The sequence below is a fragment of the Nocardia altamirensis NBRC 108246 genome, assembly GCF_001612685.1.
GTDB lineage: Bacteria > Actinomycetota > Actinomycetes > Mycobacteriales > Mycobacteriaceae > Nocardia > Nocardia altamirensis.
Map to the genome: position 1 here is coordinate 245709 of NZ_BDAY01000003.1, position 17997 is coordinate 263705.

Genomic DNA, 17997 nt, shown 5'->3' on the forward strand with positions numbered 1-17997 from the left:
CATCGACGTCGAGGTGGCGGTCGCTACCGCTCCTTCGGCGGCCACCACGCGCTCATGCCGAGGGTGATCAGGCGGACCTGTTGCACGGTGCGGTCGATGATGGCGTCTGCTTCGCGCGGCGCCGCCGAGATGTAGGCGACGATGCCGTCGGCGACGGTGGCGACGAGGAGGTCGGCGGCGATCTCCAGGTCGGGTGGCGACCAGGAGTCGAGCGCACGGATGCGGGAGAGGTCGGCGACGAGCTCGCGGACGATCAATTGCAGTTCCAGTGCGATGGACTTGCGCAGTGCGGCCGAGCCGCCGTGGCGTTCGCGGGTGAGGAAGCCGAAGAGTTCGCGCTTCGGGTCAACCTGGGTGAACACGAATCGCACGGTGTCGGACAGGTTCGCATCCTGGTTCCGGCGCACCTCGCGCAAGGCGAGTCGCAGTGCGGTGATGCCGTCATCGACGAGCGTCGCACCGAGGTCGTCGAGCGACGCGAAGTGCCGGTAGAAGGCGGTCGGCACAATGCCTGCGGAACGGGCGATTTCGCGCAGGCTGAGCGCCGCGAAACCGCGGTCGGCCGCCAATGCGAGGGTGCCGTCCAGAAGTGCCTGCCGCGTGCGCTCCTTGCGCTCGCCTCGGGTTGCTGCCTGCTCGCTCATCACGGTGAGCATACATCCGTTCACCATTCGCCCTATCGGAAGATGTTGTTCGTGTCACATGTTTTGCCGGTTGACACCGGACCCCTGCCATCGGTCACACTAGTTGAGTGTACAGACGTGCACTGAAATTGACACCGCATCGTTGCGAGCGTCCAACAGTCGCACAGCCCGACAAGAGGCACGGAGAACGAATGGTGGATCTCATCAACCTGGTGCAGACCCTGACCACACCGCATCCGCTCGATCGGTACTTGGAACTCGTCCGTCCCACCCTGACCGCGCGGGAGCTGCGCGCCGAGATCGTGCACGTCGACCGTGCGGTCCCGGGTTCGGTGACGCTCACCCTGCGGCCGACCAGGCAGTGGAAAGGTCACGCCGCCGGGCAGTACGTCCAGATCGGCGTGGTGATCAACGGCGTCCGCCACGCGCGCTGCTACTCCCCGATCGATCCGGCCGGCGCGCGGGACCGGCATATCCGGCTGACCGTCAAGACGCATCCCGAGGGCCTGGTGTCGCAGTACCTGCACCGCAACGCGCGCCCTGGCATGGTGGTCGATCTCGAGCCCGCCGCCGGAGTATTCCGGCTGCCCGACCTGCGCCCGGACCGGGTGCTGCTGATCAGCGGCGGCAGCGGCATCACGCCGGTGCTCTCGATGCTGCGCACCCTCGCGGCCGAGGGCTACCCGGGCGAGGTCGTCTTCCTGCACTACGCGAAATCGCCGGAGGTGGTACCGCATCGGGCCGAGCTCGACGCGATTGCCAAGCAGCACAAGAACTTCCGCATCGAGCTGCGCCATCCGTGGCGGCCGGACACCGCCAATGCCGATCACGGCGCACCGTGGATCGACGTGGCGCCCGCGAAGACCAGCGGATACTTCGACTACGACGAACTGGAGCGGGTGGCACCGTGGTTCGCCGACGCGGAAACCTTCGTCTGCGGCCCGCAGTCGCTGATGGACGCGGTCCGCAAGATCTACGAGGCCGAACAGCTCGACACCCGGCTGCACACCGAGGAATTCACGCTGTCGCTCACCCCCGTCGACGCCGACGAAGCCTATGGCACGGTGAGCTTTTCGGCCGCGGGCCGGACGGCGGACAACACCGGCTCCTCGCTGCTCGAGCAGGCCGAGGCCGCCGGACTCACCCCGGCCTACGGCTGCCGGATGGGAATCTGCTTCTCCTGCACGGCGGTTCGCCGCACCGGCTGCACCCGCAACCTGCGCACCGGCGAGACCGACAGTGACCCGGACCAGCCCATCCAGCTCTGCATCAATGCCCCCGTGGGCGACGTCGACATCGACATCTGACTAGCAAGGGGAAACCAATGACACTTCTGACCGAAACCGAAAACGGCCCGCTGGTACTGGGGCCGGAGCAGATCGAGGAACTCGGCAAGGCGCTCGACGAGCTGCGTGCCAAGGTCGTCGCCGACCTGGGCGATCGGGACCGCGAGTACCTCTACTCGATCATCAAGGCCCAGCGCGGCTTCGAGGTCGCCGGGCGCAGCCTGATGTACCTCGGCTTCCTGCCGCCGGTCTGGCTGGCCGCCGTCGCCGCGCTGAGCGTGTCGAAGATCCTGGACAACATGGAGATCGGCCACAACGTCATGCACGGCCAGTACGACTGGATGCGTGAGCCCGGCGTGAATTCCCGTGTCTTCGAATGGGATACGGTCTGCCCGGCGGACCAGTGGAAGCACTCGCACAACTACCTGCACCACACCTACACCAACATCCACAACAAAGACCGCGACATCGGCTACTCCATCCTGCGGATGGACGAGGCCCAGTCGTGGAACGTGCTTCGCCTCGGCCAGCCGATCTATGCCTTCGCGCTGATGATGCTGTTCGAGTGGGGCGTGATGGGTCACGACCTCGAGGTCGAGAACATCCTGGCAGGCAAGCGCAAGTGGCCCGAGGTCAAGCGTCTGATCAAGGGGCAACTCCGCAAGGCGGGCAAGCAGTCGCTCAAGGACTACCTGATCTTCCCGGCACTGACCGGCCCGCTGTTCCTCAGCACGCTGGCAGGCAACGTCACCGCCAACCTGGTCCGCAACGTCTGGGCCTTCTCCATCATCTTCTGCGGTCATTTCCCCACCGGCGTACAGACGTTCACCGAAGAGGAGACCGCCGACGAGACCAGGGGCGAGTGGTACATCCGGCAGATGCTCGGCTCGGCCAACATCACTGGAAGCAAGCTGTTCCACATCATGTCCGGCAATTTGTCGCACCAGATCGAACATCACCTGTTCCCCGATCTGCCCGCCACGCGCTATCCGGAGATTGCTCCGGAGGTGCGGGCATTGTGCGAAAAGTACGGACTGCCGTACAACACGGGTTCGCTGAGCAAGCAGATCGGCTCGGTGTGGCTGAAAATTTTCAAGCTGGCGTTGCCGCCGAGCTTGGTCAAGAGCGAGCCATCTCCCGGTGTTATCGTGATGCGTCAGCGAAAGGCAAGCGAAGTGGGCGTGTGAATGATCGGGAAATTCGAAAGCAACAAGGATCTCATTCAGGAATTGACTTCCTCTGGTGCCAAGCGGGTCGGCAATATTGCCAGTATCATCACTGGCACCGTCCAGGAGGTCACTCGGGAGATCGGTGAATGGATCACCGACGCGATCGAGATGAACGAGGCCGCCGCGGCAGCCAGGCGCGATGCCGAAGCGCAGCGGAAGCTCGATCTCGACCACGACGATGATCTGGACACCGAAGACGCGGCGGCGCCGAAGCCGACTGTGACCGAGCCTGCGGCTACCGAGGCGTCGTTCGTCGACGCCGAGATAGTCGAGCCTGGGGTAGACGAGACGCGCTGAGCCTTACCACACCGGCAGCCTGCGCCGGTGCTCGGTGACGTCGGTGACCAAGTCCCGGTACCCGTCGGTCAGCTCGGCGAGCCTGCACCACTGCAGGTGGGCTTCCCCGTCCACCTGCACCGGGTGCGTCCGCTGCTGTGGCGTCTTTCGCAAAGCGTGTTGTGCCGCAATCCATTTCGCCGCAAGCCGGTCGATGACCGCGCCGAGCGTCTCGGTGTGCAGCGAGGCGCCGCCGCGATGTTCGACATTGCCTGCCACCCAGCTGTCGATCTGTCCGACGAGCTCGGCCCGATGCCCGTCGATGTCCTCGAGCAGGTGACTGCACGCCGCGACCCGCCGATTGCCCGCCTCGGGCGCGTGCGCCGCTTCCATCGCCTGGTGCCGCCGCTCATGGCATTCGACGAGTTCGCGCGCGGCCGCGAGCACACTGTGCTTGTTGCGATGCTGGCCGTCGCGGAAGGCGCGCAATAGCTCGGCAGGTGGCGGCAGCGCTTCGGTTCCGATACGGACTCCGGCGTATTCGGTTGGCATGTTGCACGCACCCCTGCTAACGATCCATTCTGGATGCGCCAGGGCCGAGGGGGATTTCGGGGAGGGGCACCCCTCGGCTCCGGCGCAGCCCCGTGCTCGGACGTCACCCCCACAGTCCACCAGCACGGCAAAGAAACCGGGAAATCCGCGACGATGCGATGAGGAAGACGGCCCGAGAAATCGGGACTCTTTCAGGAAAGCGCGGTTGCCGAATCCGCGCAATAGTATGGTGTACAAATCTGAAAGCCGCTTGTAAATCGTTATGATCCGTCACGGATCGGTCACAAGATCATACCGTCGGCTGTTCCGGCGCAAACGCGATAGCGCATGAGCAGCAACCGCTTCGGCGCGGCGACTGCATGCCGACGTTGGATAGGCTAGCCTCGATCTTTGTGCCCGCTTACGTGTCCTCACCCGAACTGACCTTCGGGTTCATGTTCGCGCTGGAAGACCCGGAGCGAATCGGCGAGGTCGTGCGCACCCTCATCTTGCGGAAGACCGTTTCGGTATTTCGGCTGGCCCGGCTGTCCGACGACGACGGCCCACCGGAGCGCTACGTGGTGAACTGGGCGGTCATACCTCAGATTTCGATCACCACGCAGGTGCCGGACCAGGACGACCTGCGCGCGCAGGGCACCATGCTGGTCAACGCCTTCCTCAGCGAGGACGGGGAAGTCAGCCTGTATTCCGCGCAGGAGAACGGTCCGGCCTAGGGGGAGGGCGGGTAAGCGCTAGTCCTGCCAGTCCGGAACGCCGAACAGCGCCATGGTGATCTGGTACAGGTGTGCACTCAAGTCCGGCAATGCCTGTGGCCCAGGCCCGTCGAGGCAATCGCGAATGCGATCGTCGACGGCGCCGATGAGTGCATCGAAGGTCTCGGATGGAATGTCCACCGGGATATCGCCTGCGGTGCGGCCGATCCGGAAGGCCGCGTGCATCCGGTGGGCGAGCAGCCTTTTCATCTGACGGCGTTGTTCGGCGACGATCGGCCCGGCGACCAGGCATTCGATGTGCAGCGCGCGGGCGTAGATCCCGTTGTCGGACAAGAGTTGCAGATAGGTCTGCAGCGTCGTCCGGATGAGGGCACGCCATTCGGCGCGTGGCGTGGCCGCGACGCTGGTGTCGAGTTCGCCGAGCACCAGCCCGACGGCCGCCTCGAAGGCCTCGGAGAAGCAGTCGTCCCGACCGCGGAACAGTTCGTAGAAGGTGCGCCGGGAGACGTTCGCGCGGGCCACGATATCGCTGACAGTTGTTGCCGCATAACCACGTTCGGCCACCGCCTCGACCACGGCGAGGTACATGCGCATGCGTTGTGAGTGGGCGACCGCCTCCGGTGCCAGGCCGTGTGTGCCGCGCGGTAGGCGGCCGCGGTCTACGCCGGCTTCAAGTCCCATCTCCTGAGGATAGACACCGCGTCGGTGTGACCCAGGCCATACTTGCCCAATTGATGTGAGTCCGGTTACTCTCACATCTCCGATGGGTACGGCAGCGTTTTTAAGCGGGTCAGCCAGGAGATTCGATGTCGATGAAGACAGTTCGCCGCACGTTGATTAACACGGGTGTGTTGACCCTCGCCGCCGCAATGGCCGCGCTGTGGATCGTTGCGAGCCCGGCGGTCGCGCAGACGCCGCCCGACGGCGGCGCACTCGCCGCAGGGTGGACCGCCGCACACGACGGCCCGCCGAAATATCCGGGACCGGTGCACATCGACTTCGACGTGCCGGTCACGATGAGCGACGGAACGGTGCTGAAGGCCAACATCTATCGTCCGGTCGACGCCGCGGGGCGGATCGTGGAAGAGCCACTGCCGACCGTCATCAACATGACCCCGTACACCAAATTCGCGTCGCTGCTCGCCGATATCGCCCTGAACATCCCGGTGCTGTCCGACGCATTGATCGAGCTGGCCAACAGGTTCGATTTCGGCGGCACGCCTTTCGATTCGATCACCGATCTGACGAGGGCGATCAGCGGCGGCGCGCCGCGCACCTTCGCCGCCGATCGGAAGCTGGTGCAGCAGGGCTACACCTACGTCGTCGCCGATGTGCGCGGTACCGGGTATTCGCAGGGCTCCTGGCAGTTCCTCCAGCAACGGGAGACCGACGACACCCTGGAAATGATCGACTGGACCAGTAAGCAGGCCTGGTCGGACGGCAATATTGGAATGTCGGGGATCTCGTACTCGGCCATCAATCAGTTCAAGGCGGCCGAACAGAATCCGCCTGCGCTCAAGGCGATATTCCCGGTCGAGGGCAGTACCGATGTGTTGACCGACGTCGCTTTTCCTGGTGGTGGCGTCGGGTTGTTCGGGCCGCTCTACATCATCGGAGTCGACCTCATCTCGAATTTCCCGGACCCGGTCGGTATCGCGCTCGGTCATCTGGACCTGAAATGGCTGCTCGACCGGATCGAGACACCCCTGGAATTCTTCGACTACATCCTGATGGCACTGTCGCTGAACGTGGATTCGACCCCGGAACCACTCAAACAGCAGATCCTGCCCGGTAGTCCGCTGCGCAATGCATGGACCGACGGTCATCCGGAGCGGATCCAGGTGCCGACCTTCGTCTATGGCGGCTGGCAAGACATCTTCGCCCCGTCGAGCGCGCGCTCGTTCGCCGACATTCCGCTGCCGCCGGAACGTAAGAAGCTGGTCATGGGCGACACCTATCACTTCAATCCCGGTTCCGGCCTTGGCAATCCGGGTCGGCCGCCGCGGCTGGACGTGCTGCAGATGGCCTGGTTCGACAAGTGGCTCAAGGGGATCGACAACGGTATCGATCAGTACGGGCCGGTCGCGCTCTGGCAACAGGGCGGCGGGTGGACCACCACCTCGGCGTTCCCGCGTCCCGGTATGGAATACCAGCGGATGTACCTCTCGCCGACCCGCAGTGGCACCGCGACCAGCGTCTACGACGGGTCGCTGAGCGCGCAAACACCAGGGGACGCAGCACAATTGACGGTCTCGCCGGTCACCGGAATCACCTCGCTGTGCTCCAGGGACGCGGCGGTCGAATCCACCGGCGTGATCAGCCTGGCCAACTTCTGCGGCCGCGATGATCGCATTCACGAGCTCGGCGGCCTCACCTTCACCGGTGCGCCGGTCGACGAGCCGACCCTGCTGTCCGGCCCGATCACCGTGCACCTCAACACGAAGTACGACAACATCGAGGGCTACTGGGCGGTGACGGTGAACGATGTTGCGCCGAACGGGCAATCGACGGTGCTGGCCAGCGGTCAGCTCGCGGCATCGCTGCGCGCGATCGACGACGCCAAGAGTGCGAAGGACGCCGACGGCGACTACACGCGCACCGTGTACAAGCTGACGCTCACCGACCGGCAGACCGTAGTGCCTGGGCAGCCGACCGTGCTCGACGTCGCGGTCAACCCGGTCGATGCGGTACTGCAGCCGGGACATCGCCTGCGCGTCAACGTCTTTGCCAGTAACTTCCCGCGTGGCTTCCTCGCACCGCCGATGCTGTTCGACGGCGGGATCCTGAATGCGCTGACGCCGCAACACTTGGTGCTCGATCCCGCGGCGCCCAGCTTCGTGAACCTTCCGGTGGGCAGGCCGCTCGGCTGAGCAACTGGGCGGAGCCGATCCGCTCGCCGTGTCGCGGCTCGGGGGACGGTGCGTGGATCGGCTCCGTCGCGATTACGGCGGAGTTTGCGCCGCTCCGAACCCGTGCACCCCTATTTGTTGGCGTGTCGGTACCTGATCGTGGTCTTGCCGGTCTCGTAATACGCGACAATCAGGACATTCCGCACCTGGTTTGTGGCGTGGATCGAAAGCACCTGAAAGGAGCGTCGATCATGGAACCCGAGAGCGAAGTCGCGATCACCAAGCCGGCCGATCCGGTCAATCCCGTTCGCGTCCGAGGGGATCTGGATCCCGGATTATCGCGGTGGATGTGGCTGGTCAAGTGGATTCTGGCCATTCCGCACTACATTGTGCTGTTCTTCTTGCACATCGCCTACTTCATTTTGACGGTGGTCGTTTTCTTCGCGATCTTGTTCACCGGCAAGTACCCGAAGGCGATATTCGACTTCAATGTCGGTGTAGTCCGCTGGAGCTGGCGGGTCAGCTTCTACGCGCTGTACGTGCTCGGGACCGACAAGTATCCGCCGTTCAGCCTGAAGGCGAACGACGAATACCCGGCCGACCTCGAGATCGACTACCCGGAGCAGCTGAGTCGCGGGCTGGTGCTGGTGAAGTGGTGGCTGCTGGTCATACCGCAGTACCTGATCCTCATCGCGCTGACCAGCGGGCTGTCCTTTGCCATGGGCGACAGTGAGGATTGGGCCGGTGCCACGAGCATTCCGCTGATGGCCGTTCTGCTGCTCGTCGCGGTGATCGGCCTGCTGTTCACCGGGCGGTACCCGCAGGGCCTGTACGACTTCCTCGTCGGCATCGCCCGATGGAGCATCCGGGTCCAGGTGTACGCGAGCCTGATGCGCGACGAGTACCCACCGTTCCGGCTCGATCAGGGCGCACGCGAACCCTGAACACACTGAACCGCACCATAACTGAAGAGAACAACGAATCCGCCCGCTGCTTCAGCGGGCGGATTCGTATATCCGGCGCACCACGTCCTCGATCTCGGGCTCCTCGATGGACAGATCGCGCACTTCGGCCCGATCGGAAACGGCCGCGAGAAGGCGCGCGGCGGTGGTTCGTTCGGGGTCGAAGGCCAGCCGCTGCCGCATCCCGCCCGCCTCGGACGCCAGCAGCTGCGCGCAGGGTAGGTCGTCGATATCCGGTGTCGGCTCGGCCAGGTCGACGACGAGCACGCGCCGCGCGCCGACGGTGGCCGCGAGTCCGGTCAGCGACCCGTCGTAGACAAGGCGGCCGTGATCCACCACGAGGACACGGTCGCAAAGCCTTTCGATGTCGCCCATGTCGTGGGTGGTCAGCAGCAGCGTGGTGCCGCGTTCGGCGCGTTCGGCGCGCAGGAATTCGCGCAGTCGCTGTTTGGACAGCACGTCGAGCCCGATGGTCGGCTCGTCCAGGATCACCAGCTGGGGCGAATGAAGCAGTGCTGCAGCAACTTCGGCGCGCATGCGCTGGCCGAGCGAGAGCTGGCGCACCGGGGTGTAGAGGGTGTCGGCCATCTCCAGTTGCTCGATCAGCTCGTGCGTCCGTTTGCGCGCGGCGTCGGGTTCGAGTCGGTGGATGGCCGCGAGTATCGAAAACGACTCGCGCAGCGGCAGATCCCACCAGAGCTGGGAGCGCTGCCCGAACACCACGCCGATGCGCGCGGCGAGTTCGCGCCGCTGCCGGACCGGTTCGAGGCCGCAGGTGCGCACCCGGCCCGCGGTCGGCACCAGGATGCCGGTGAGCATCTTGATGGTGGTCGACTTGCCCGCACCGTTGGCGCCGATATACCCGACCGCCGCACCCGGTTCGATCCGGAAGGTCATCTTGTCGACCGCGGTCAATACTTCGCGGCGGCGGCGCCAGCCCCTGCCGTCCTTGCGTGACAGCGTGAATTGCCTTGTCAGATCCTCGATATCGATGATCGCGTCCGAAGAACAGGAATCCGCCACGCTTATCCGCCACCTCCCTGATAGTGCCGAGTACCGAACCGCCACAGGGCCAACGCGATACCCCACACCCACAGCGCCGCCAGCGGTGCGAGCCATGCCAGCCACGCGGGCAGCAGCGGCGGTCCTGGCAGGCCGAGCAGGGCGATGGTGGGGAGGTATCCGGTCAGCGACACCGGAATGGCGAACCCGAACAGCAGTTTCAGCGGTGTCGGGAAGACCGAGGCCGGTTGGATCGCGGCGAAGGAGCCGCCGTAGGTGAAGCTGTTGGTCAGCTCGGCCCCGTCGATCAGGAAGAACTGCAGTCCGGCGGCGCAGACGAACACGCCGCCGAACAGGGCGATGCTGCTAGGTAGCGCGATCGCCACCAGTGCGAATGTGGTCGGCCCCCAGTCGATGTCGTTGCGCCACAGCCCGACGCCGAGCACCACCGCCGAGACGCCTGCGCGGGCGAAGCGGCGCAGCGAGATGTCGCTGGTGATCAGTTGGAGCAGCAAGGGTTGTGGGCGTAGGTGATACGCGTCGAGCTGGCCCATCCTGATCAGCGTCGGCAGCGTGTCGAGGTGACCGAACACCACCTGCGCCAATGCGAAGGTGGTCTGGCCGAAGCCGAACAGCAGCAGCGCCGCGTTCAGGTCGAGCCCGCCGAGCGCCTGGACATTGGTGAAGATCACCCATACCTCGGCGAATTCGACGATGCCGATCAGGAACGCGCTGAATACCTCACTGGCGAAGGACAAACGGTAGGACTGCTGGGCTCGGATCCGGGAACGGAGCACGGCCGCGTACGGGGTGGCCCAGGTTCCGGCCCGTCCTGCGACCGAGTCAACCACCTTGCACCTCCAACCGGTGTCGCCCTGCGGCGAGCAACACGCGGCCGAGCACGCCGATCACGAGCACCCAGAACAGTTGCACCACAACCACTGCCACCGCGCCGCTGCCGCCGACCCGCCCGGACAGGATGTCGACCGGTGATTGCAGGATCGACGGGAACGGGGTGGCGTGCGCGATGGCGTGCAGCCAGTCGGGGAACATGTGCACCGGCACAAAAAGTCCGGCGAGGAAGGTGCCGCAGGTTTGGTAGAGCACCCGCAGGCCTCTGGTCTCGACAACCCAGAATCCGATCAGGGTGACCGCAAACAGGCACAGGAACGAGATGATCACCGCGAGAACCACGCTGGCCGTCCCGAGGGCGAGGGCGGCGGGCGTGGTCGGCATGGTCAGCCCGAAGGTCAGCATGCCGACCAGCACACTCGGCACCACACGCGGCCCGAAGGTGCAGACCGCTCGACCCAGATCGGCGGCGAGGTAAGCGAATTGGACGTCGACCGGGCGGAGGAAGTCGATCGCGATGTCGCCGTTCTTCACTCGTTCGACCAGCTCGAGGGGCGGTCCCATGAATTGGGTCGCGCCGAGCAGGCCCTGGGAGATCCAGACGTAGGCGGCGACCGATCCCTCGGTGTAGCCGCCGAATTCACCCGCTGAGCGCACCGCGGCGATGAGAACGGCCGCCCGGACGAACCCGAAAACGCAATTGGTGAACAGCCCGGCGAACATCGCGAGCTTGTACTGCGACTGCCGTCGGAAACCCGCTTTGGCGAGGTGCACATAGACCGCGAGGCCGCGCTGCGGGTGCCCTCGTGCGGCGAGCCATCCGTCCCCCACTGCTCTGCCGCGCACAAAGAGTCAAGCCTAATGTCCGTGAGCAGACACGCGGAAGCGTTCCGCACGGTTTTTGGAAAAGTGCCACACGACGATCGCGGCAATGTTAGAAACACAGTCACTTCAGATTGTCCGGAGGATCGCCATGACCGTCGCCGGGATGACCGTGTTCGAGGCGCTCGAATCCAACGTGCGCGGCTACTGCCGGTCCTGGCCGACCGTCTTCGACACCGCGAGCGGCGCCTGGCTGCGCGATGAACACGGCAGGGAGTACCTGGACTTCTTCGCAGGCGCGGGCGCGCTGAACTACGGCCACAACAACCCGATTCTGAAACAGGCGCTGCTCGACTACATCACCGGGGACGGCATCACGCACGGCCTCGACATGTCGACCGTCGCCAAGCGCAGGTTGCTCGAGACGCTGCGCGACAGGGTGTTCGGCCCGCGCTGCCTGGACTACAAGGTGCAGTTTCCCGGCCCGACCGGGGCCAACGCGGTGGAGGCCGCGCTCAAACTCGCCCGCAAGGTCACCGGACGTCAGCAGATCCTGAACTTCACCAACGCGTTTCACGGCATGTCACTCGGTGCGCTTTCGGTCACCGGAAGCGCGGCCAAGCGCGCGGGCGCCGGGGTGCCGCTGGCGCATGTGACCCCGATGCCTTACGACGGATACCTCGGCGAGCCCGACGAGCTGCGCTGGATGCGGCGCGCGCTCGACGACCCGTCCTCCGGCCTGGACAAGCCGGCCGCGGTGATCGTCGAGACGGTGCAGGGCGAGGGCGGGGTCAACGTGGCGCGGGTCGACTGGCTGCGTCAGCTCGCCGAACTGTGCTCGGCCCGCGGCATTCTGCTCATCGTCGACGACGTGCAGATGGGCTGCGGCCGGACCGGCCCGTTCTTCTCCTTCGAGACGGCGGGGATCCGGCCCGACATCGTCACCCTGTCCAAGTCGATCGGCGGCTACGGGTTGCCCATGGCGCTGGTGCTTTTCGCACCCGAACTCGATCAGTGGGCGCCCGGCGAGCACAACGGCACCTTCCGCGGCAACAACGCGGCCTTCGTCACCGCGCGGATCGCGTTGGAGCACTATTGGTCCGATGCGGCGCTCGAGCAGGCGACGCTGGTCAAGGGGGCGCGGATCGCGCGCGAGCTGACCGAGCTCGCCGCGACGGTGCCCGGCGCCCAGGTCCGTGGCCGCGGGCTGGTGCAGGCGCTCGCGTTCGACGATCCCTCGCTGACCGGCAAGGTCTGCCAGGCCGCCTTCGATCGCGGCCTGCTGGTGGAAACCTCGGGCGCGACCGGCCAGGTGGTGAAACTGATGCCGCCGCTGACGATCACCGACGCCGAAATCGACCACGGGCTCGAACTGCTCACCGCCGCGGTCCGCGCCGTCTGTCACTGACCGACGGATTCGTCGTCCCTGCCACGAAATTGCTGGAAAAATAGTCGGGGCGTGACCAGCACATGACATGGCCGGGGTTGATTGCCATACTCAGGCGCAACGACTGGCGACGATCGGGCACAGGTGTCCGGTTAGCGCAGTAGGCTGGTCATCGAATCATGTCGCGGTAGCGAAAGACTGGGAACCCGGGAGGGGAACGGTGGACACGCTGAAGCTCGACCCGGCGGCGGTAGCCGCCTACACCGCGATCGCCGACGCGGTATCCCAACAGCTCGCGGATGCGGCGGCCGTCGCTTCCGGTGCGGTGAATCCGGACCAGCTGGCCACCGATCTCGGGCTGGTCGGCGCGGATTTCGCGGCCAGGTTCGCCACCGCGGTGTCCGAGCACGCGCAGGCGCTGTCGACCGCGGGGCAACTCGTCGGCACGTACGGCCAGGTACTGCGCGGCTACAACGCCGACATGCAGGGTGTCGACACCGACACCGCAGGCGTCATCACCCGAACAGGGGAGACGCTGACATGAGAAGCCTTTCCGGACTACGCCGCAGGCCGCAGGCGCCGACGACCGACACGGTCGCACCTGCGCCGATGTACCTGGATCCGAACGTCGATCCGCCGATCGTCGCCGCGCTGGTGAAGCCGCTGCTGCAACTGCGCGCCAGCCTCGGCACCGGCGTCGCGACGCCGAACCAGACCACCACCAGTGCGCTGTCCGCCGCATCCACCCAAGCTGCCGACGTCGAGGGTCCGCACCGCGACGGCCTGCACGCGCTGGAGTCGACATGGACCTCCCGCGGCGCCGACGCCGCGGTGCCCGCGCTGCGCACCACCCAGACCGAGATCGGCGAAATCTCCGACCGCGGACCGGCTTATCTCGGGGTGCTCTCCGACGCGCACGCCACCAGCTCCCGCGCGGCGCGGACGGTCGACCAGATCATCGCGGACTTCCGTCGCGACGCGCGCGAGATCCTCGGCAACGCCACCGCGGCGCCGGACACCGACGCCGTGATCGCGCGGGCGAGCCAGGCCCTGCGCGACGCGCTCACCACGGTCAACGTCGCGAAAACCGAGATGGACGACCACAGCAGGCGACTCGACCAGATGGGGCCGCTTACCGTCACCCAACCCTCCGGCGTCACCACCTCGCCGTACAACGCCGTCGGCCCGTACGGAAACGGCACCGGCGGCACCGTTCCCTTCGGGCAGGGCACCGGAACCACGGTGCCTGGCACCGGACAACCGATGGATCCGGCGCTCGCCGCGCAACTCCAACTGCAGCAACAGTTGATCAACGCCGGCGTGCAGATCGGGACCACCGCGATCAACGCAGGCGTCGATATCGGCACCAACATCATCGACAAGATCGCGGGCATCGGCACCCACATCATCGACAAGGTCGCCGAGGTCGGCACCCACGCCATCGACACGGTGGCGGCCGGGGCGGACAAGGCGGTCACCGAGGCGATCCGGCCGGGCAGCACCACCGGCGACAACTCGGCGAACCCGAACTCCGCGGGCTCGCCGAAGCTGTTCGACTTCGGTGCGGGAACCGGCGGGCGGCCGCCCGCACAGCCGTCGAGCCCTGCCCAGCCGACCGGGCCCGGCACGGTGATCCCGCCCAACGGATCCCCGTCGACCACCAGAGCCGAAGCGCCGCAGCCCGAATCACGTCCTGCGCCTGCGCCCGCTCCCGCGCCTGCCCCCTCGGATCCGGCGCCGCGGGCGGCCGATCCCGGCCAGCAGCATCATCCGGGGACCACCGGCGGTGTGGCATTGCCGCCGGGGCCGCCCCCGGACGACAAGGAACACAAGTCGCGTGAGGGTCAGCTCGGCGTGACCGTGCCGACCGCTGTGGTTGCCGTGACCCCGGTGCTCGGCGACTACGACGATGACACCCTCTGACCCGAACAATCCGGGTCGGCAAGAGGGGCAGGGCAATCCGTTCGACACCGGGCTGCCCATGCTGCGCGTACCCACCGGCAAGGCACGGAAGCGGCGGCGCTCGGCGACCCGCCGCAACCCGATGCGGCGTCGAGATCCGGAGGTCTACGTGCCAGAACCGCACATCCCGGAGCACCCGCCGAATCGGCTGCGGCGCACCGGGGACTGGGAGGAATGGCTCGACCCGCCCGTCGCGGGCGAGCCGCCGGAGCCACTGGACGAGCCGGATCGGCACGCGACGCGCGCCGCGGAGCTACCGCCCGAGAGCTACGACGACAATGCCGCGCCACCACCGGCGATCATCAACCGGTCCGGCATCCATCCCGGCGTCCCGCTGCGGCATCCCACGCGCCGCCGCGATCAGCAGCCGCGCGGCAACAAGGTGCTCGCCATCCTGATCGTGCTCGGCGTCGGGATCGCGGTGGCCTCGATCCTGGCCACCGCCATCAACGGATTCGGCTCCAGCACGCCGTCGACCGCGGCCACCTCCTCGGCGCCGGCGGTGCCTGGCCCGACCGGCGCAAGCACGGCGACGTCGGCCCCGCCGCCCGCGCAGGCCTCCGCCCTGGCGACCCAGGGGTGCGAACAGAAGCGCACCGCCGACGTCGTCTCTGGCACCGATCCGGGCGGCACCGCCAACGGACCCGACGCGATCCTCGCCTTCGAATACGCCTACTACGTGGAACGCTCCGGCTATCGCGCCCGCGCAGTGGTCGCCGACAACGCGATCGTGTCACCCGCCGACCAGATCCAGCGCGGCATCAACCTGATCCCCGTCGGCACCCGCTACTGCGTGCAGATCAGTCGCTCCCGCGACGGCGACGACGGTCTCGCGCACTGGGAAGTGCAACTGACGCAGCAGTATCCAGGCGAGCAGCCGCGGACCTTCACTCAGCTCATCACGACCAGGACCCTCGCCTCCCGCACCCTCATCACGGCCATCGCATCCGCCTAGCGCCGAATCCCGTTCCCGCAGTGGACGGTGCCGAGGTCACGAGTGCGACGAGTGCGGTGGATCAGCAGGCGCCAGGTGTGATCCCGTTAACACCGGAGGGGGCCACGACGATCACCGGGGTAAGTGCGTTTGTTACCGAGGGTTTCCCTCGGTAACGACCCTTGTTTGCCAATGCCATGTCTGACATGGTTGTTCGCACCCGATCGTGAGACGGAGAAGGCGAGTCGAGGCGATGATGTCGCTACTGTGGATCATCCTGCCGTACAGTGCCTTTCTATCTTTCGCGGCAGGCCACGTCTGGCGATATCGGCACGACCGTTTCAGTTGGTACATCACCGGCCCCGACGTCGACCGGGCGCAACGGATCGGGGCGCCCGCGCTGCGGATCGGCATCGGGATGCTGGTTGTCGTCCGGCTGACCGACCTGTTCTTCACCGGGCCGCACAACCATCCCGACGGGCCGCTCGACATCGCTCTCGCGGTGATCGAGGTGTGCGCACTCGTGGCCGGGTCGGTCGGTGCCGTGCTGCTGTTCGTGCCGGACATGATCGGCACCCCGGCCAGGCAGGCGGTGACGCCGTTGGACCGCTTGACCTTTCCGCTGATGGTGGCCGCCCTGCTGTCCTGGGTGGCGGTCAAGTTCGACCCGAACTCCTCCGCCGACGCGAATCTGACCACCGAAACGCTGTTCACCTGGTTCCGGTCGCTGTTCACGCTGCATCCGAATCCCGAAGCGATGGCCAACGCCCCGTTGATCTATCAGGCTCGCGGGCTCGCGGTGCTGTCGTTCCTCGCGATCTGGCCCTATACCCGGCTGGCAGGCATCTTCGCCGATCCGGTCATTCGCTTCATCCTGCGGATCCGGCCCGAGCTCGCCGCGAGTCGCACCCGATTGCGCGCGGCTGGGCAACAGACATAGCGGTGCGATCGGCCGCAAAGCTGGTTGCGCCATCGCCCTACAAGACCGACCAGTGTGGGCCATACTGCTGATCGGACGCAGTGACGGCTCCACGGTCTGGTCCCGGACGTCCGTAGCTGCTGTTCGTACGACTGAAGGCGGGCCAATGGCGCAGGATGAGCAGTTCGACGCGGCCGGGCCGATCGAGCGCCGCACCATCGAGGTCATTCCCGACGCGGAACGCCACGGGACCCCGCGCAGCCAGTTCACCCTCTGGTTCGGGGCGAACATGCAGATCACCGCGATCATCGACGGCGCGCTCGCGGTGGTGTTCGGCGCCGACGCGCTGTGGGCGATCATCGGCCTGCTCGTCGGGAACATCCTCGGCGGCATCGTGATGGCACTGCACTCGGCGCAGGGGCCGCGCCTCGGATTGCCCCAAATGATCTCCAGCCGAGCACAATTCGGCGTCTTCGGCGCGGTGGTTCCGCTGCTGCTCGTTGTGGTGATGTACCTCGGTTTCGCCGCGACGGGCACCGTGTTGGCGGGCCAGGCGGTGAACAAGATTCTGCACATCGACAACACGACGGTCGGCATCCTGATCTTCGGGGCGCTCACCGCGGTGGTCGCGGTCACCGGCTATCGGCTGATCCACGTCATCGGCCGGATCGCCACCGTGGTCGGCATTGTCGGCTTCACCTACCTCGGCATCCGGCTGTGCACCGAGTACGACGTGAGCGCATTTGTCGGCGTAAAGCCGTTCGACATGGTGACCTTCGTGCTCGCGGTCTCGCTCAGCGCGGGCTGGCAGCTCACGTTCGGGCCGTACGTCGCGGACTACTCGCGCTACCTGCCGCGCTCGACCAGCGATCGCACCACGTTCCTGGCGACCTTCGCGGGCAGCGTGCTCGGCTCGCAGTGGTCGATGACGTTCGGTGCGCTGGTCGCGGCGGTGGCGGGAAAAGCGTTCCTCGGCAACCAAGTCGGGTTCATCGGCGGGCTCGCGGGCCCTGCGGTGCTCGCCTTCCTGATCTACCTCGTGATCGTGGTCGGCAAGCTGACGGTGAACTGCCTCAACGCCTATGGCGGATTCATGTCGATGCTGACGTCGGTGAGCGCGTTCACCGGGCAGTCGCGGGCCACGCCCATTGCGCGTGCCGCCTACATCGTCGGCTTCACCGCGGTGTCGATGGTCATCGCGATCGGGGCAAGCGCCGACTTCCTCGGCAACTTCAAGAATTTCGTGCTCACCCTGCTCATGGTGTTCACGCCGTGGAGCGCGATCAACCTGATCGACTACTACCTGATCTCGCGCGAACGCATCGACATTCCGGCGCTGTACGACCCGCAGGGGCGGTACGGGCGCTGGAACAGCACCGCGCTGATCTGCTATGCGCTCGGCATCGCGGCGCAGATTCCGTTTCTGGCGCAGCAGCTCTATACCGGCCCGCTCACCGAAAAGCTCGGTGGCGCAGACATTTCCTGGATCGTCGGCATCGTGTTCACCGCGGCGATCTACTACCCATGGGCTCGTCGGACCAGCAACCCGCCGGACCGGATGATCTATCCTGCGGCAACGGTGCCGGACAAGACGTCAGTGTGATTGCG

The 17997-nt window shown here is 66.2% G+C and carries 18 protein-coding genes; 12 read left to right on the forward strand and 6 right to left on the reverse strand.

The genetic code is table 11. The features are described 5' to 3' along the window. Nucleotides 1–23 precede the first annotated feature (23 nt). A complete protein-coding gene (locus NA11_RS01500; protein WP_069159927.1) occupies nucleotides 24–644 on the reverse strand; it encodes a TetR family transcriptional regulator in 621 nt (206 codons plus the stop codon). Nucleotides 645–835: 191 nt separating this feature from the next. Between NA11_RS01500 and NA11_RS01505 the strand changes: the two genes are divergently transcribed. The 3 genes from NA11_RS01505 to NA11_RS01515 are packed head-to-tail and all read left to right on the forward strand — an operon-like array spanning nucleotide 836 to nucleotide 3456. Continuing rightward, on the forward strand, nucleotides 836–1951 hold the full coding sequence (locus NA11_RS01505) for a ferredoxin reductase (RefSeq protein ID WP_084653897.1): 1116 nt from the start codon (nucleotides 836–838) through the stop codon (nucleotides 1949–1951). A gap of 17 nt (nucleotides 1952–1968) precedes the next feature. Next, the gene (locus NA11_RS01510) at nucleotides 1969–3117 is read left to right on the forward strand and encodes a fatty acid desaturase family protein (RefSeq protein ID WP_069159859.1); all 1149 of its coding nucleotides are present in this window, start codon (nucleotides 1969–1971) and stop codon (nucleotides 3115–3117) included. 42 nt (nucleotides 3118–3159) lie between these two features. Continuing rightward, nucleotides 3160–3456, forward strand: coding sequence for a hypothetical protein (locus tag NA11_RS01515; protein ID WP_245745649.1), 297 nt, complete (start codon nucleotides 3160–3162; stop codon nucleotides 3454–3456). 3 nt (nucleotides 3457–3459) lie between these two features. Here NA11_RS01515 and NA11_RS01520 read toward each other — a convergent pair whose 3' ends face one another. Next, nucleotides 3460–3987 carry a DUF4254 domain-containing protein gene (locus NA11_RS01520; RefSeq protein WP_069159861.1) on the reverse strand — a complete coding sequence of 176 codons (528 nt, stop codon included), beginning with the start codon at nucleotides 3985–3987 and terminating at the stop codon, nucleotides 3460–3462. Nucleotides 3988–4379: 392 nt separating this feature from the next. On the opposite strand from NA11_RS01520, the gene NA11_RS01525 reads away from it, so the two are divergent. Then, nucleotides 4380–4700: a hypothetical protein gene (locus NA11_RS01525; protein WP_167837530.1), complete on the forward strand. Its 321-nt coding sequence runs from the start codon at nucleotides 4380–4382 to the stop codon at nucleotides 4698–4700. 18 nt (nucleotides 4701–4718) lie between these two features. Here NA11_RS01525 and NA11_RS01530 read toward each other — a convergent pair whose 3' ends face one another. After that, a complete protein-coding gene (locus tag NA11_RS01530; protein ID WP_069159863.1) occupies nucleotides 4719–5381 on the reverse strand; it encodes a TetR/AcrR family transcriptional regulator in 663 nt (220 codons plus the stop codon). A 125-nt stretch (nucleotides 5382–5506) separates the two neighbouring features. Here NA11_RS01530 and NA11_RS01535 point away from each other — a divergent pair, with 125 nt between their 5' ends. Together NA11_RS01535 and NA11_RS01540 are read left to right on the forward strand one after the other, a co-directional pair. Beyond that, nucleotides 5507–7570 (forward strand): CocE/NonD family hydrolase, encoded by a 2064-nt coding sequence (locus tag NA11_RS01535; protein WP_245745651.1) that lies wholly within the window; start codon nucleotides 5507–5509, stop codon nucleotides 7568–7570. A gap of 230 nt (nucleotides 7571–7800) precedes the next feature. Beyond that, entirely contained in the window at nucleotides 7801–8493 is a 693-nt protein-coding gene (locus NA11_RS01540) for a DUF4389 domain-containing protein (protein WP_069159865.1), read from the forward strand. A gap of 51 nt (nucleotides 8494–8544) precedes the next feature. Here NA11_RS01540 and NA11_RS01545 read toward each other — a convergent pair whose 3' ends face one another. The 3 genes from NA11_RS01545 to NA11_RS01555 all read right to left on the reverse strand — a co-directional run bounded on the left by NA11_RS01545 (nucleotide 8545) and on the right by NA11_RS01555 (nucleotide 11196). Further along, nucleotides 8545–9408 (reverse strand): ABC transporter ATP-binding protein, encoded by an 864-nt coding sequence (locus NA11_RS01545; protein ID WP_439957034.1) that lies wholly within the window; start codon nucleotides 9406–9408, stop codon nucleotides 8545–8547. A 128-nt stretch (nucleotides 9409–9536) separates the two neighbouring features. Next, entirely contained in the window at nucleotides 9537–10364 is an 828-nt protein-coding gene (locus NA11_RS01550) for an ABC transporter permease (RefSeq protein WP_069159867.1), read from the reverse strand. Then, nucleotides 10357–11196, reverse strand: coding sequence for an ABC transporter permease (locus NA11_RS01555; RefSeq protein WP_245745653.1), 840 nt, complete (start codon nucleotides 11194–11196; stop codon nucleotides 10357–10359). Before NA11_RS01555 ends, NA11_RS01550 begins: the two co-directional genes overlap by 8 nt. Nucleotides 11197–11338: 142 nt before the next feature. Here NA11_RS01555 and ectB point away from each other — a divergent pair, with 142 nt between their 5' ends. The 6 genes from ectB (at nucleotide 11339) to NA11_RS01585 (ending at nucleotide 17992) form a co-directional block, all read left to right on the forward strand. Next, the gene (gene ectB, locus NA11_RS01560) at nucleotides 11339–12595 is read left to right on the forward strand and encodes a diaminobutyrate--2-oxoglutarate transaminase (protein ID WP_069159868.1); all 1257 of its coding nucleotides are present in this window, start codon (nucleotides 11339–11341) and stop codon (nucleotides 12593–12595) included. Nucleotides 12596–12794: 199 nt separating this feature from the next. Next, on the forward strand, nucleotides 12795–13118 hold the full coding sequence (locus tag NA11_RS01565; RefSeq protein WP_069159869.1) for a hypothetical protein: 324 nt from the start codon (nucleotides 12795–12797) through the stop codon (nucleotides 13116–13118). Then, nucleotides 13115–14497 carry a hypothetical protein gene (locus NA11_RS01570; protein ID WP_069159870.1) on the forward strand — a complete coding sequence of 461 codons (1383 nt, stop codon included), beginning with the start codon at nucleotides 13115–13117 and terminating at the stop codon, nucleotides 14495–14497. The genes NA11_RS01565 and NA11_RS01570 overlap by 4 nt, the downstream gene beginning before the upstream one ends. Then, nucleotides 14484–15491 (forward strand): DUF8176 domain-containing protein, encoded by a 1008-nt coding sequence (locus NA11_RS01575; RefSeq protein WP_141717325.1) that lies wholly within the window; start codon nucleotides 14484–14486, stop codon nucleotides 15489–15491. The genes NA11_RS01570 and NA11_RS01575 overlap by 14 nt, the downstream gene beginning before the upstream one ends. Before the next feature lie 232 nt (nucleotides 15492–15723). Continuing rightward, nucleotides 15724–16410, forward strand: a complete 687-nt coding sequence (locus NA11_RS01580) for a respiratory nitrate reductase subunit gamma (RefSeq protein ID WP_069159872.1) — start codon at nucleotides 15724–15726, stop codon at nucleotides 16408–16410. Nucleotides 16411–16555: 145 nt separating this feature from the next. Continuing rightward, nucleotides 16556–17992 carry a purine-cytosine permease family protein gene (locus tag NA11_RS01585; protein ID WP_069159873.1) on the forward strand — a complete coding sequence of 479 codons (1437 nt, stop codon included), beginning with the start codon at nucleotides 16556–16558 and terminating at the stop codon, nucleotides 17990–17992. Nucleotides 17993–17997 lie beyond the last annotated feature (5 nt).

Bases quoted from the DNA above. Each gene is read 5' to 3' on its own strand.
- NA11_RS01500 (WP_069159927.1), bottom strand. From the start codon at position 644: ATGAGCGAGCAGGCAGCAACCCGAGGCGAGCGCAAGGAGCGCACGCGG.
- NA11_RS01505 (WP_084653897.1), top strand. From the start codon at position 836: ATGGTGGATCTCATCAACCTGGTGCAGACCCTGACCACACCGCATCCG.
- NA11_RS01510 (WP_069159859.1), top strand. From the start codon at position 1,969: ATGACACTTCTGACCGAAACCGAAAACGGCCCGCTGGTACTGGGGCCG.
- NA11_RS01520 (WP_069159861.1), bottom strand. From the start codon at position 3,987: ATGCCAACCGAATACGCCGGAGTCCGTATCGGAACCGAAGCGCTGCCG.
- NA11_RS01530 (WP_069159863.1), bottom strand. From the start codon at position 5,381: ATGGGACTTGAAGCCGGCGTAGACCGCGGCCGCCTACCGCGCGGCACA.
- NA11_RS01535 (WP_245745651.1), top strand. From the start codon at position 5,507: ATGTCGATGAAGACAGTTCGCCGCACGTTGATTAACACGGGTGTGTTG.
- NA11_RS01540 (WP_069159865.1), top strand. From the start codon at position 7,801: ATGGAACCCGAGAGCGAAGTCGCGATCACCAAGCCGGCCGATCCGGTC.
- NA11_RS01545 (WP_439957034.1), bottom strand. From the start codon at position 9,408: ATGACCTTCCGGATCGAACCGGGTGCGGCGGTCGGGTATATCGGCGCC.
- ectB (WP_069159868.1), top strand. From the start codon at position 11,339: ATGACCGTCGCCGGGATGACCGTGTTCGAGGCGCTCGAATCCAACGTG.
- NA11_RS01570 (WP_069159870.1), top strand. From the start codon at position 13,115: ATGAGAAGCCTTTCCGGACTACGCCGCAGGCCGCAGGCGCCGACGACC.
- NA11_RS01575 (WP_141717325.1), top strand. From the start codon at position 14,484: ATGACACCCTCTGACCCGAACAATCCGGGTCGGCAAGAGGGGCAGGGC.
- NA11_RS01580 (WP_069159872.1), top strand. From the start codon at position 15,724: ATGATGTCGCTACTGTGGATCATCCTGCCGTACAGTGCCTTTCTATCT.
- NA11_RS01585 (WP_069159873.1), top strand. From the start codon at position 16,556: ATGGCGCAGGATGAGCAGTTCGACGCGGCCGGGCCGATCGAGCGCCGC.